The sequence below is a fragment of the Azospirillum oryzae genome (assembly GCF_008364795.1).
Classification (GTDB): Bacteria; Pseudomonadota; Alphaproteobacteria; order Azospirillales; family Azospirillaceae; genus Azospirillum; species Azospirillum oryzae.
Genome location: NZ_VTTM01000015.1, coordinates 36903 through 51193, shown reverse-complemented (window position 1 = coordinate 51193; position 14291 = coordinate 36903). Strand labels below are relative to the sequence as shown.

Annotated in this window: 12 protein-coding genes; 6 read left to right on the top strand and 6 right to left on the bottom strand. The window is 68.4% G+C overall.

The window, feature by feature from the left end:
• Positions 1-123: 123 nt before the first annotated feature.
• From FZ938_RS27160 to FZ938_RS27150, 3 genes are all read right to left on the bottom strand, one after another.
• Positions 124-1062 (bottom strand): DMT family transporter, encoded by a 939-nt coding sequence (locus tag FZ938_RS27160; protein ID WP_246457989.1) that lies wholly within the window; start codon positions 1060-1062, stop codon positions 124-126.
• A 128-nt stretch (positions 1063-1190) separates the two neighbouring features.
• Complete coding sequence (locus FZ938_RS27155; protein ID WP_149201393.1) at positions 1191-1751, bottom strand: DUF2934 domain-containing protein; 561 nt, start codon at positions 1749-1751, stop codon at positions 1191-1193.
• A gap of 135 nt (positions 1752-1886) precedes the next feature.
• Positions 1887-2507, bottom strand: coding sequence for a hypothetical protein (locus FZ938_RS27150; RefSeq protein ID WP_149201392.1), 621 nt, complete (start codon positions 2505-2507; stop codon positions 1887-1889).
• 229 nt (positions 2508-2736) lie between these two features.
• Here FZ938_RS27150 and FZ938_RS27145 point away from each other — a divergent pair, with 229 nt between their 5' ends.
• The 5 genes from FZ938_RS27145 to FZ938_RS27125 all read left to right on the top strand — a co-directional run bounded on the left by FZ938_RS27145 (position 2737) and on the right by FZ938_RS27125 (position 7661).
• Entirely contained in the window at positions 2737-4257 is a 1521-nt protein-coding gene (locus tag FZ938_RS27145; protein WP_343287131.1) for a bifunctional aminoglycoside phosphotransferase/ATP-binding protein, read from the top strand.
• A 175-nt stretch (positions 4258-4432) separates the two neighbouring features.
• Entirely contained in the window at positions 4433-5299 is an 867-nt protein-coding gene (locus tag FZ938_RS27140) for a universal stress protein (RefSeq protein ID WP_149201390.1), read from the top strand.
• A 149-nt stretch (positions 5300-5448) separates the two neighbouring features.
• Positions 5449-5709: a hypothetical protein gene (locus tag FZ938_RS27135; protein ID WP_149201389.1), complete on the top strand. Its 261-nt coding sequence runs from the start codon at positions 5449-5451 to the stop codon at positions 5707-5709.
• Between the two features lie 107 nt (positions 5710-5816).
• A complete protein-coding gene (locus FZ938_RS27130; protein ID WP_149201388.1) occupies positions 5817-6287 on the top strand; it encodes a hemerythrin domain-containing protein in 471 nt (156 codons plus the stop codon).
• Between the two features lie 183 nt (positions 6288-6470).
• On the top strand, positions 6471-7661 hold the full coding sequence (locus FZ938_RS27125; RefSeq protein ID WP_246457986.1) for a hypothetical protein: 1191 nt from the start codon (positions 6471-6473) through the stop codon (positions 7659-7661).
• 4 nt (positions 7662-7665) lie between these two features.
• Here the strand turns inward: FZ938_RS27125 and uvrC are convergent, their stop codons facing one another.
• The 3 genes from uvrC to FZ938_RS27110 form a co-directional block, all read right to left on the bottom strand.
• Positions 7666-9540 carry an excinuclease ABC subunit UvrC gene (gene uvrC, locus FZ938_RS27120; protein WP_149201387.1) on the bottom strand — a complete coding sequence of 625 codons (1875 nt, stop codon included), beginning with the start codon at positions 9538-9540 and terminating at the stop codon, positions 7666-7668.
• A 126-nt stretch (positions 9541-9666) separates the two neighbouring features.
• Positions 9667-10722, bottom strand: coding sequence for a GMP reductase (locus FZ938_RS27115; protein ID WP_149201386.1), 1056 nt, complete (start codon positions 10720-10722; stop codon positions 9667-9669).
• A gap of 154 nt (positions 10723-10876) precedes the next feature.
• Positions 10877-11692 carry a DeoR family transcriptional regulator gene (locus FZ938_RS27110; protein ID WP_149201385.1) on the bottom strand — a complete coding sequence of 272 codons (816 nt, stop codon included), beginning with the start codon at positions 11690-11692 and terminating at the stop codon, positions 10877-10879.
• A 359-nt stretch (positions 11693-12051) separates the two neighbouring features.
• Between FZ938_RS27110 and FZ938_RS27105 the strand changes: the two genes are divergently transcribed.
• Positions 12052-14229 (top strand): methyl-accepting chemotaxis protein, encoded by a 2178-nt coding sequence (locus FZ938_RS27105; RefSeq protein ID WP_149201384.1) that lies wholly within the window; start codon positions 12052-12054, stop codon positions 14227-14229.
• Positions 14230-14291: the final 62 nt, after the last annotated feature.

The following is a 14291-nucleotide window of genomic DNA, read 5'->3' as shown; positions in this document are numbered from 1 at the left end:
GCGCCGCCTGCGGCTTTTGCCCACCGACTCGTTCACCGGCGCAATGCTACAGCCCATCATTGCGCCATGGCGAAACTATGACGCGTGGCGATCCACCGAAATTTCGGGGCGCGCGGGGTACCGTCAGTCGCCCTCGCCGGCCGGCAGCGGCTTGGTCAGGGTGGTGCCGCGCCGGGTCTCGCGGTGCAGGATGTAGAGGCCGCTCGCCATCACCACGGCGGCGCCGGCCGCCATGGTCGCGGTCGGCACCTCCCCCCACAGGAGCCAGCCGAAGCCGACCGCCAGCAGCAGCGAGGTGTAGTTCAGCGGCGCCACCAGGGCGGCCGGGGCCAGCGAATAGGCGCGGGTCAGCATCAGCTGGCCGCAGCCGCCGCACAGACCGGTCGCCAGCAGCATCAGCAGGTCCAGCGGGGCCGGCGTGATCCAGGAGAAGGGCAGGGTCAGGCCGAGCAGGACGGTGGTCAGCAGGGTGAAGTAGAAGACGATGGTGTTCGCCAACTCCGTCCGGCTCAGCTGGCGGATGGCGATCATCGCCAGCGCGTTGGTCAGCGCGCCGAACAGCGCGATGAGCGCGCCCAGATTCAACACGTCGCCGCTGGGCCGCACGATGATGAGCACGCCGACGAAACCGACCAGAACCGCGCTCCAGCGGTGGATGCCGACCTTCTCGCTCAACAGCGGCACCGACAGCGCGGTGAGGAACAGCGGGGCGGCGAAGTTCAGCGAGATGGCGTCGCCGAGCGGCAGCAGGTGGAAGGACCAGAACATGGCGGCCATGGAACTCAGCCCGATCAGCGACCGCCCAAGATGGCCCCAGGGATAGCGGGTGCGCAGCGTCGTCGCGAAGCCCATGCCGAAATGGATCGCCAGACAGACCGGGATCAGCGCGAACAGGCTGCGGAAGAACATGACCTCGGTCACCGGGAAGCGGTCCATCAGGAGCTTCGCCAGGACGTTCATCAGCGAGAAGAACAGCACGGAAATCAGCATCGAGGCGATGCCGAGCGGGGTGTTGTCGACGCGCCTGTGCGGCTTGGGGATGGTTTGCGGCGGGACTGTCACGGTGCGCCGAGCCTACCAAGCGTTGCCGCCCGCGTCACTGTGTCGCGACGCGGGCGGTCATGTCGGGGCGGTATGGCGGTGTTGCGTAAACCCGCGCGGGCGCTCGGCCCGGAACGTCCGACCTTCGCTCAGACCTTGAACAGGCCGGAGATTTCGGCCTCTGCGCGCAGCCAGTGCTCCTGCTCGCGGCCTTCGGGGCAGCCTTCCTCCTGCCAGATCTGATAGGCGCGTTCCTGGATCATGCGGTTGCGCTGGCCGCTGAGCAGGCCCTCGGCGATGTTCATGTTCAGGCGGGCCAGCGAGACCAGCTTGCGCGTCTCGATCGCGCCCTGGGTCGCCAGCATGGTGGTGGAGACGACATACTGCGCCAGATTGCGCAGGTTGGCCTTCACCTCCGGCTCGACCGGGCAGTCGTCGTTCAGCAGGACCGTCTTGATGGCGATCCACAGCTTCAGGTTCTGGTCCAGGGCGACCGTGACCTTTTCCGGCACGTCCGATTCCAGCAGGGTGCTGGCCGCCTTCAGCAGGACGATGCTGTCCTGTTCCACCGACGCGAAATTGGTGCGCAGGATGGTGTCGGCCCAGCTTTCCACCGGAGCCTCGAACACCGGCGCGGCGGCGGCAGCGGCAGTGGCGGCGGGAGCGGTTGCGGGAGCGGCGGAGGAGGCGGTCTTGCGCTTGGTGGCCATGGTGGGTTCCCCGGGGAGCGTTCGGTCCGCGTCCACTTGATCCAACCATGTTTAAGATGCGGTTAAGACGCTACCCTTGCGCGCGTTTTCAGGACATGAGACGCCGCGACACGATGTCCTGGCCATCGCTGCCGGTCAGGGGCCGCCGAAAGGCAAGCGGTAGTAAAAGCCGAAGACGTTGTTGGTGCCGGCCGCCGGATCGCGCGCCGCGGCGTCGTTGACGATGCGGCTGTAGCCCAGGCTGAAGCGTGATTTGTTGTCGAACTCGTATCCCAATTCGAGCTGCGAGCGGAACTCGGTGGTGGGGGCGCCCTCGCGCCGGGCGGTGGGCAGGGTGCCGGCGCCGAAGCTGGGGGTGAAGACGAAGGAGCCGAGCGGCACGTCGACCAGGACGCCGCCGCTGAGGCCGCCGGTCAGTCCCGTACCGAGGCCGGTCACGGCGCCCCTCGGGGTCAGGCTGCTGCCGCTGCCCGGCCCGATCCAGGGCTGGATGCTGACATAGGGTTCGGCCTGCGGGACCAGCGATGACCCGATCCGCATCTTGCTGTTCAGGATGGTGAGGCTGCTTTCCGCCGGCGGCTGCAGACCGTAGGCGAGGCCGCCCACCGCCCAGTTGCCGAACCGGCCGTCCGCGTCGATGGAGTCCGCCCGTGCCGATCCGGCGCCGGCCGCCAGGAAAACGAGGACGACCACGAGCGACCAGGCGGGCAAGGCGCTTGGCAGGCAATTCCTCTGGCGGCTGAACAGGCGGTTCACGGGCACCCCCTCCCGGTGACGCGTCGGATCGCACCATGCGGTCCGGCCACTATAACGATGGGGCGTGGCGACTGACCCATGGAGTATCGGCACTACCCCTAGGATGTCGTCATCGCCATCCGCGTTTCAACCATGAAAGCATGAGCGGCGCGGGACGATCGTCTGTTACCATATGCTCATGAGCGTGCATCCCGCCGAGCCAGCGTCCGGCCCTGGGCCGCAGGAGGAGGTGATCGCCTTTCTCGGCGATCCGCGCACCCATGGCGGGCAGCCGGTGGAGCGGATCGACACCCACGCCGCCCTGGTGTTCCTGGCGGGCGACCGGGCGCTGAAGCTGAAGCGTGCGGTGCGCTATCCCTATCTGGATTATTCGACGGTCGGGAAGCGCCGCGCGGCCTGTCTGGCGGAGCTGGCGATCAATCGTCGCACCGCGCCGGCGCTTTACAGGGGTGTGGTCGCAATCCGCCGTGGGGCCGATGGCGGTTTGCGGCTGGACGAAGAGGACGGGGGCGCGGCAGGGGATGTGTCAGTGGACGCAATCGACTGGCTGGTGTCGATGGCGCGCTTCCCCGACGAGGCGCTGTTCGACCGCATGGCCGAGCGGGACGGCCTGACCCCCGCCCTGATGCGCCGTCTGGCCGAGCGGATCGCCGCCTTCCACCGCGATGCCGTTCCCCGGCCGGATGGCGGTGGGGAGGTGGCGCTGCGCGCGGTGGCGGACGGCAATCTGGAAGACCTGCGCGCCGCGCCGGACCTGTTTCCGGCGGACGCGGTGGCGCGGCTGGCGGAATGTACGGGACAGGCGCTCGACCGGCTGGCGCCGCTGCTCGAGGCGCGGCGGCGGAACGGATTCGTCCGTCATGGCCATGGCGACCTGCATCTGCGCAACATCGTCCTGCTGGACGGCGAGCCGACCCTGTTCGACGCCATCGAGTTCGACGAGGCGCTGGCGGTGGCCGACGTCTTCTATGACCTCGCCTTCCTGCTGATGGACCTGGATCACCGCGGGTTGCGGCCGTTGGGAAACGCGGTGCTGAACCGCTATCTGGAGGAGACGGCGGATTACGGCGGGCTGGCGGCGCTGCCGCTGTTCCTGTCGTTGCGCGCTGCGGTGCGGGCCAAGGTGTCGGCCGCGGCGCTGCGGCTTGGCGGAAAGGCGGAGGAGCTGGCCGGGGAGGCACGGCGCTATCTGGACCAAGCGCTCGCCGCGCTGGACCCGGCGCCGGCGCGGCTGGTGGCGGTCGGCGGGCTGTCCGGCACCGGCAAGACCAGGCTGGCCACGGGGATCGCGCCCGATCTGGGGCCGTCGCCCGGCGCGGTGGTGCTGCGCAGCGACGTGCTGCGCAAGCGGCTGTGCGGAGTCGCCGACACCGACCGGCTGCCGGCCGACGGCTATGCCCCGGCGATGACGGAACGGGTCTATGCGGAGTTGTACCGGCGGGCGGCGTTGGTTCTGGGAACGGGCCAAGCCGTGGTGGTCGATGCGGTGAGTGCCCGGCCGGACGAGCGCCGCCGGATCGAAGCGGTCGCGGCGGAGGCCGGGGTGCGGTTCGACGGGATCTGGATGGAGGCGCCGCTGTCGGAGCGGGTGGAGCGTGTGACCAATCGTCGCAACGATGCGTCCGACGCCACCGCCGACGTGGTGGAACGGCAGGAATCCTATGATTTGGGTACAATCGACTGGACGCGCCTGGATTCTGGCAGGGTTGCAGCGGATGTGCTGGACGACGCCCGTGCAAGCTTGGCCTAATTCCAGGAGTGACAACATCTTATGGACTGCATCTTCAAGGTTTGCGGCCCTGCCCCGGACCGCGGACCGCAGCGACGATGGGGCGAATGACGGCCCGGTGAGAATCGCCCGCCACACCGGCGGACGGACCGCCGCCGTCCGGGAAGGGCCGCTCGAACCGGTCCGGGAGGAGTCCATGACCTACAAGACCATCCTTGTGCCGCTGTGCGGCAGTGAGAACGATCCGGTGGCCCTCAAGGGCGCGATTTTGGTGGCGCGCGATTTCGACGCCCACCTCGTCGGCCTGTTCGTCAGCCTCGACCCGCGCGATGCCGTTCCGATGCTGGGCGAGGGCATGTCCGGCGCCATGGTCGACGAGATCATGCGCGCGGCGGAGACCGAATCGAACAACCATCGCGCCGCGGCCCGCCGTTCCTTCGACGCCGCCGTCGCCGAGGCCGGTTTCGAGATGCGCGATGTCCCCGGCGGGGTCGAGGCGCCGTCCGCCTCCTGGCGCGAGGTCGTCGGCCGGATCGAGGACGTGGTGCCGGCCGAGGGTCGTCTGGCCGACCTGATCGTCTGCGCCCACACCTCGATCGAGGCGGACACGCAGGGCTACACCACCATGGAAACGGCGCTGCTGGGATCCGCCCGGCCGGTTTTGCTGGTGCCGAAGAACCTGCCGGCGGAGATCGGCCACACCGTCGCCGTCGCCTGGAACGGCAAGACGGAAGCCACGCGCGCCGTCGCCGCGGCCCTGCCCTTCCTGCGCAGCGCCGAGCGCGCCCACATTCTGACCGCCGAAACTTCGGTGACGGAAGGCGCGACAGGACGCCGCATTGCCCAATATCTCGCTTGGCAGGGCGTTAACCCTGAGTTAACTATATTGCATCCGGGATCGGAACCCGTTGGGGAGACGGTCACCAAGAAAGCCGTGGAGCTGGGCGCCGACCTGCTGGTTATGGGCGGTTATGGCCACAGCCGGATGCGGGAAATGATCCTGGGCGGTGTCACGCGCTACGTGCTGAACCACGCCGGGCTGCCGGTTCTGATGGCTCACTGATCGTCGCTGGTCTTTGGCCGCGCGGGTTTTCCTGCCGCCTCTTCTGGTGGGGATCCCGTGCGGCTCCGGCATTTGCGGCGGGGCGATCAGCAGGACCGTTTTCGACCCTGCCAAAAGGGCATCCCGGCCGTTCCTGGGAGGAACGCGCCATGTTGACGATCAAGGACTGCATCGCGCTGAGCGATCTCACCGAAGCGGAGATCGACGCGATCGCCGAACACGAACATCTGCCGGAAATGGTTGCGGTGGAGATGGGCCATTGCCTTGCCCACTGCCCCGGCGGACCCGACCGCATCGCCCACATCATCGCCGACGACATCGCGGACGCCTGCGCCCACGGGCATGTCGACCATGCGGTGGAACTGATGCACACCCTGCGGGAATTCGTGGACACCCATCCGCGGGGCTGAGGGTGATAAGGCCGGGAACAGTCCGGCCGCGGCGGGGTTCTACTGGCAAGCTTTTCCGCGATTGCCGTTCGGCAGCCGCCTCTCGCAATTTGCCAAGGACCCCGACGATGGCCAGCAAGACCACCGGCACCCAGGCTGATATCTTCGCCCGCATCAAGACCGATCACGACACCATCCGCAGCCTTCTGGAAAAGACCGAGAAGGCCAACGGCAGCGGCCGCGCCGTGTTCGACGAGCTGCAGCGCGAGTTGTGGGCCCATTCGAAGGTGGAGGAGGGTGTCTTCTACGCCTCGCTGAAGAAGGCCAAGGAGGCGAAGTCGGAAACCGTCGAGGGGTTGAACGAGCATCACCTCATCAACGGCCTGCTCGACGAGCTGAACGCGATGAAGACCACCGACAGCGGCTGGAAGGAAAAGCTGCAGGTGCTGGGCGAGCTCGTCCGCCACCATTTGGACGAAGAGGAAGAGGAATTGTTCGAGGAAGCCAGGGACGTCCTCGACGACGAGCGCGCGGCCGAGTTGGGCGGCGCCTATGACGACCGCAAGAAGCACATCATGGCGGGTCTGGCGCCGCTGTAAGGAGGGCTACGCCATCCCGTTCGGTTGTCGTCGGCCGGCGAAGGGGCCATATCTGGGGCTTTCCGGAACTGGCCGGCGGTGTCGATGTCCAAGCGTGTCAGCGTCAAGCGAATGCTCTCCCGGCGGGGCGTACGGTTCGGCCGTGCCGCGTTGGCGGTGGCCGCACTTGGGGTTTCCGTCCTCATGACCGCCCCCGCATCCGCCGCACCCGCCCCTCCGGCGAGGGAGCTGGCACAGAAGACCTGCGGCACGCTCGCGTCGCGGGTCGACGAGGTGTCCGGGCGCGGGCCGCTGTTCCTGCGCAGCTACGACAATTCATACGCGCCCGGCCCGACCTCGGAGCCGGCGCTGTCCAACGCCGCCTTCACCTATGACAACGCGCTGGCGATCATGGCGCTGACCGCCTGCGGCCAGCGCGACAAGGCCTTGCGCATCGGCGAGGCCTTGCTCGACGCCGCGTCGCTCGACCGCGCCGGCTGGAAGGGGCGGCTGCGCAACACCTATCGGGCCGGCGCGCAGAAACAGCGGCCGATCCCGCCGAATGGCTGGTGGGATGCCGTCGGCAACCATTGGGGCGAGGACCCCTATCAGGTCGGCACCGCGACCGGCAATGTCGCCTGGGCCGGGCTGGCCCTGCTGACGCTGGCCGATGCGACCGGCGAGACGCGCTTTCGCGACGGAGCGGCGGAACTGGCCCGCTGGGTGGTCGAGCATACCCGCGATCCGCGCGGCCCCGGCGGCTTCAATGGCGGCCTGCAGGGCTTCGACGACGCACCGCAGCCGCTGACCTGGAAATCGACCGAGCACAACACCGATCTGGTTGCGCTGTTCGGCTGGCTTGGCGGCGATTTCGCAGGGCCGGGGAAGGAGGCGCGCGACTTCCTCGACAGGATGTGGACGGCGGGCGGCGACCATTTCCCCATCGGCACCGCACCGGACGGGGTGACGGTCAGCACCTCCACATCCGGCCTCGATGCCCAGCTCTGGCCGCTGCTGCTGCCGAAGGCGCCGGAGGCCTGGCGGGCCGCCCTGTCCTATGCGGAGCGCGCCCATGGCGCCGACGGCGGCTTCGACTTCAACGACGACCGCGACGGCATGTGGGTGGAGGGCACGGCGCAGGCCGCGCTCGCCTACCGCGCCGTCGGTCGCCGCGGCGATGCCGACAGGCTGTTCGGCGAGCTGCTGAAGGAGATCAGCCCCGGCGGCTATCTCTACGCCACCCGGCCGCAGGTGCTGTCCACCGGCCTTGCCATCGGGCCGGACAGCAAGAACGACGACTTTCTCTACTACCGCCGCCCCCATCTGGGCGCGACCGCCTGGGCGGCGCTCGCGGCGGTCGGCTGGAACCCGTTCACGGGAAAGTCGGTGCCGTAACAGTCTATCCGTGGAAATGCTCGTAGAGCTTGCGCGCGATGGCTTCGCTGATGCCGGGCGCAGCCTCCAGGTCCTTCAGGCCGGCCGCGGCGACGGCTGTGGCGCTGCCGAAATGGTGGAGCAGGGCCTTCTTGCGGGCCGGGCCGATGCCGGGGATGCCGTCGATGCGGGTGTGCGACATCGCCTTCATGCGGCGGGCGCGGTGGCTGTCGATGGCGGTGCGGTGGGCCTCGTCGCGCAGCCTTTGCAGGAAATGCAGCACCGGATCGTTGGGCGCGAGGGACAGCGGTTGCTGGCCGGGGCGGAAGAAGCGCTCGCGCCCGGCATTGCGGTCGGGACCCTTGGCGATGGCGACCAACGGGATATCGGTGATCTGCAGCATCGCCAGCTCGTCCTTCACCGCATTCAACTGGCCCAGCCCGCCGTCGATCAGGACGAGGTCGGGCCATTGGCCGGAATCGCGGCCGGCATCGCTGCTGCGGTGGAAGCGGCGGGTGAAGGTCTCGCGCAGCATGGCGTAATCGTCGCCGGCGGCCTCCGGATCGCGGATGTAGAAGCGGCGGTAGGCGTTGCGCTGGAACCCATCCGGCCCGGCCACCACCATGGCGCCGACCGGGAAGGAGCCCTGGATGTGCGAGGTGTCGTAGATCTCGATGCGCCGCGGCGCGGCGGGCAGGCCGAAGACGCGCGCCACCCCCTCCAGCAAGATCGCCTGGGTGGACCGCTCGGCCAGACGGCGGCCGAGAGCATCGCGGGCGTTGGTCTGCGCATGTTCGACCGCGCGGCGCTTCGGTCCGCGCTTCGGGCATTCCACGGCGACGCGGTGGCCGGCGGACAGGCTCAGCGCTTCCTCCAGCAGGTCCGGTGACTCCACCGGGTCGCTCAGCAGCAGCAGGGCCGGCGGCGGGGTGTCGGCATAAAGCTGGGCGGCGAAGGCGGCCAGGATGTCGCCGGGCTCCTCCTCCGCATCGATGCGGGGGAAGAAGGCGCGGGTGCCCTGGTTGCGGCCGCTGCGGAAGAAGAAGGCCTGGACGCAGGCCGCGCCGCCTTCGCGGTGCAGGGCCAGCACGTCGGCATCGCCCAGCGTGTCTTCCAGATTGATGTCTTGGCGGCTCTGAAGGGCTGTCAGGGCGCGGATGCGGTCGCGCCAGCGGGCGGCGTCCTCATATTCCAGCCGGTCGGAACTGTCGAGCATGTGGCGGGCGAACTCCGCCTGCACCTCGGCGCTGCGGCCGGACAGCACGTCGCGCACGCCCTGGACCTGATCGGCATACTCCTCCTCGCTGACGCGGCCGACGCAGGGGGCGGAGCAGCGCTTGATCTGGTGCTGCAAACAGGGCCGGGTGCGCGAGGCGAACACGCCGTCGTCGCAACTGCGCAGCAGGAAGGCGCGCTGCAGCGCGGCGATGGTCATGCCGACCAGATGCGGCGAGGCGTAGGGGCCGAACAGGTCGGAGTCCCGGCGGTTGCCCTTGCCGGAGGTGCCGCGCCGCTCGGCGCTGCCGCGGTGTTGCATCAGGCGGGGGAAGTCATGCCCTTTCCCAATGACGATGTAGGAGAAGGAGCGGTCGTCCTTCACCAGGATGTTGAAGGGCGGCAGCAGGCTGCGGATCAGGTTCGCTTCCAGCAGAAGCGCCTCCGCCTCGGTATGGGTGGTGACGAACTCCATGGCGCGGGTCAGCGACACCATCCGGCGGGTGCGGTTGGGCAGCCCGTCGGTCCGGGTGTAGCTGGCCACCCGCCGCTTCAGGTTCTTCGCCTTGCCGACGTAAAGGACCGACCCGTCGGCCGCCAGCATCCGATAGACGCCGGGCGTGTCCGGCAGGGTCGGCAACTGGGCGCGGATGACGTCCGCTCCGCTGCCGGGCACCCCGTCCATAAGCACTCTCGTTCCCGCAAAGATCCGATTCGCCGCTCACCCAACCAGTAGAACGGAACGGGTCCAAGAGACAAGAATCGGATGCGGGAAAATCGCCGGAGTTCCGGGCGGGGTGCCCGGTCCGGCTTAACCGCCGAACACGGTGTTCAGCTGGGCGCCGACGCGGACGAAGGTGGTGCGCTTCGGCACCTCCTTCAGGCGGGTGGCGCCGATGTAGGTCATCATGCTGCGCACGCCGCCCATGATCTCCTGCATCGTGTTCTCCACCGGGCCGCGATAGGGGACCTCCACCGTCTTGCCTTCCGAGGCGCGGTAGGAGGCCACCCCGCCGGAGTATTTGTGCATCGCCGTGTCCGACGACATGCCGTAGAAGGTCATGGCGACCGGCACGCGGTCGCCGTCCCGGTCCTCGTAGCGGATTTCGCCCTCGCACTCGTCATGGCCGGCCAGCATGCCGCCGAGCATGACGAAGTCGGCACCGGCGCCGTAGGCCTTGGAGATGTCGCCCGGCACGGTGCAGCCGCCGTCGCCGCAGACCTGCCCCTTCAGCCCGTGGGCGGCGTCGGCGCATTCGATGATGGCCGACAGCTGGGGATAACCGACGCCGGTCATCTTGCGGGTGGTGCAGACCGACCCCGGCCCGATGCCGACCTTGACGATGTCGGCGCCGGCCAGCAGCAGCGCCTCCGTCATGTCGCCGGTGACGACGTTGCCGGCCATGATGACGGTCTCCGGGTTCTCCTCGCGCAGGCGCGCGATCACCTCGACGAAGCGCTCGGTATAGCCGTTGGCGACGTCGAGGCAGATCTTGCCCACCGGAGCCTGGGCCTTCACCGACTGGAACTTGTCATGGTCGGCGTCGGCGATGCCCATCGAATAGAAGACGTTCGACTGGACGGCGGATTCCGCCTCCGCCCGGAAGAAGGCGACCAGCTCGTCCGCCTTGTAATGCTTGTGCAGGGCGGTCATGGCGCCGAAGCGCGACAGCGCGCGGGCCATACCCATGCTGCCGGTGACGTCCATGTTGGCGGCGATCAGCGGGAAGCCGGTCCAGTCGCGCTGGGTGTGCAGGAAGGTGAAGGTCCGGTTGACGTCCACGTCGTTGCGGCTCTGCAGCGTGCTGCGTTTCGGCCGGATCAGCACATCCTTGAAGTCGAGCTTGAGGTCGCTTTCGATGATCACCGCACACCTGCTGATATCTGTTTGCCGGGCCAACCGCTTTCATAAGGCCCAACATCACAGAGTGGAGGCGATGCCCCGCTTCGGCAAGCGACATCGGGGCCGCGGGTGGGGGTGCCGCGTTTGAAGCAGTTTCGCAGAAACGGGGGATATCCCCTTACTCCTCGGCATCCTCGCCATCGCCGTTCGCCGCCTCGCTGCCGTCGGCGACATGGACCTGGCAGTCGGCGTTGCCCAGCACCTCCATCAGTTCGGGCGGCGGCAGGCGGTCGGTGAAGAGGGCGTCGAGCACGCTGACGTCGGCCATGCGGATCATGGCGTTGCGGCCGAACTTGGTGTGGTCGGTGACAAGGAAGACCCGGCGCGAGCTTTCGATGATGGCGCGGGCGACGCGGACCTCCTGCTCGTCGTAATCCAGCAGGTCGCCTTCGGCGTCGATGCCGCTGATGCCGATGATGCCGATGTCGACCTTGTAGCGGCGGATGAACTCCACCGTCGCCTCGCCGATGATGCCGCCGTCGCGCTCGCGAACGAGGCCGCCGGCGATGGAGAGTGCAAAGTTGGTGTTCTTGTGCAGGATGGTGGCGACGTTCAGGTTGTTGGTCAGCACACGCAGCCGCTTGTGGCCGAGCAGCGCCTGGGCCACCGCCTCCGTCGTCGTGCCGATGTTGAGGAACAGCGAGGCGTCCTCCGGCACATGGCGGGCGACCATTTCGGCGATGCGGCGCTTTTCCTCCGCCATCAGGGTCTGGCGGGTGGAATAGGCGATGTTCTCCACGCTGGACGGCACGGTGACGCCGCCGCGGAAGCGCCGCACGGCCGATTGCCCGGCCAGATGTTCGATGTCGCGGCGGATGGTCTGCGGCGTGACGTCGAAATGCTCGGCCAGCCATTGGATCTGCACCATGCCTTTGGCATGGACCAGGGCCACGATTTCCTGCTGGCGGCGTTCGGCGTCCAGGCGCGCATCCATCGGGGGCTGTCTCCGGTCGGGTGGGGCGTCAGTGAATCAGATGCGCGGAATGGGTCAAAGCGAAAACGGCAACCGGGCGGCGGTTCCGATCCAGGCGGGCCGGGCGATTCCGCCGCGCATTCCGCCGCACCCCGAACCTACGGCCCCGTACGGCAGATATGTACGCCGGATATTGTTCGCAACACAAGCATGTTTCTTTACGAAAATGAACGCGCATGCTAAGAGAGGATGCACGCGGTTCCGATATGTGCCCGATGAGGGTTTGCCGCGACTGACGGCCGTTGGCGCCATCCTTCAAACTTGTCGCGATACCAAACCATCAAGACTGCTGACAAAAACATTACGTATAGGAGAGGGACATGACGCGACTGACGCCGGGTGGGGAGCGGCGGGGCATTCGGCTCGGCATTCAGGGGCGGCTGTTCCTGGCCTTCGGCGGGGTGGCGATGCTCGCCGCCTTCGCCAGCGTCATGGCCTGGTGGTCGCTGACGGAAACCGGGCGGTCGATGGGCCAGATCGGCCGCAGCAGCGTGCCGGCCATCGTCCGTTCGCTCAATCTGGCGAAGGACAGCACGGCGATCGCCGCCGATGCGCCGGCGGTGGCGGCATCGCGCGACGCGGCCGAACTGACGGAGCGGATGGATGACCTGACCAAGCGGCTGGAGGCCCTGCGCGACCGCATCGCGGCGATGCGCAGCCAGTCGGGAGCGGGTGCCGGAGGAATGGCGGCGGATGCCGACGCGGTCGCCGGGCTTGCGGAGCGCATGGGGGCGGCGCTGGATACGCTGGGCAAGCGCACCGCCGAACGGCTGGACCTGGAGGAGAAGCTCAACACGCTGATGGCCGACGCGGTGATGGCGCACGAGGATTTCACCGATCTGGTGGCGCCGCTGCTGGAGGTGTCGACCCTGTCGGTCAACAATGTGGTGGGCGATCTGGCGGCGGCGCAGGCGGTCGATACCGCCACCGGGCTGGGCCGCCGGCTGGCGCAGGAGGAACTGCCGGTCATCACCCAGCTGATGAACGTGCAGGCCAACGGCAACCTCGCCTTCGGCATGATCGCCGCCGCGTCCAGCGTGCCCTATGGCGCGACGCTGAACAACATCCGGTCTAAGTACAATTGGGCGCTGCTGCGCGTCGACAACGCCATCGAGGCGTTCCCGAAGGACAATCCCGACCGGCCCTCGCTGGTCAAGGCGCGCGACGGGCTGGCGGCCTTCGGCAGCGGCGCCGGCAGCGTCTTCCGCCTGCGCGACGATCAGGCGCGCATCACCGCAGACATCGAAAGCGCTTTGGCCGAAACCGTGCGGCTGACCACCGAACTGAATGGCACCATCGACGCCGTCGTTGCTCACCAGCAGGAACGCACCGACGCCGACGTGACGCGGACAGAAAGCGCGATTGCCGGGGCCGTCGCCGTCCAGGGCGGCGCCGCGGCCGTCGTGGTGCTGTCGAGCCTGATGATCGCATGGTTCTATATCCGCAACCGGCTGACCCGCCGGCTGCTGCGGGTCATCGACGCCATGCGTGCCGTTGCCGCCGGAGACCTGACGGCCGACGCCCGGGTCCGCGGGCGCGACGAGATCGCCGAGATGGCGGGGATCGTCGGCGTCTTCCGCGACAAGAGCGCGGAGATCGCCCGACTGCAGGAGGAACAGGATGCGATGAAGCAGTCCGCCGATGCCGAGCGGTCGCGCACCATCCAGTCGATCACCGCCAGTATCGAGGCCAGCGTGAAGGAGGCCTCGCGCCACATCGCCGCCGCCTCCGCCGACATGCGCGAGGCGTCGGAAGGCATGTCGGCCACCGCCGAGCAGACCTGCCGCCGCATGACCGACGTGCGCTCCGCGGTCGCCGACACCGCGTCGAACGTGCAGACGGTGGCGGCCACCGCCAGCCAGCTCTCCGCCTCCATCGGCGAGATCACGCGGCGGGTCGGCGATTCCAGCCAGATCGCCCGCAGCGCGGTGGAGGAGGCGCGCAGCACCAACGAACTGATGGGGGCGCTGGCCACAGCCGCGCAGAAGATCGGCGACGTGGTCGGCATGATCAACGCCATCGCCGGCCAGACCAACCTGCTGGCGCTGAACGCCACCATCGAGGCGGCGCGGGCGGGGGAGGCGGGCCGCGGCTTCGCCGTGGTGGCGGAGGAGGTGCGCAGCCTCGCCGGCCAGACCGCCAAGGCGACCGAGGAGATCGCCCAGCAGGTCCAGGCGGTGCGCAGCACGGCGCAGGGGGCGGTCTCCGCCATCGACGACATCGGCCGCACGATCAGCCGCATCGACGAGATCACCGCCATGGTCGCCGCCGCGGTGGAGGAGCAATCCGCCGCCACCGACGAGATCGCGCGCAGCATCAACCATGCCTCCGACGCGGTGCAGAGCATTGCCGATACGGTGGTTTCGGTGGACGACGCGGTGAACCGCACCGGCAGCGCCGCCGCCCAGGTGGTGGACGCCACCCGCGCGCTCTCGCAACGCTCCGAAAGCCTGAGCGAGGATATCGACCGACTGCTGGGCCGCATCCGCGCGGCGTGAACCTGGGGTGCGACCTTGTCGATCGATGTGCAGGCGATGCCCTGGGTGAACGACCCGGTTCG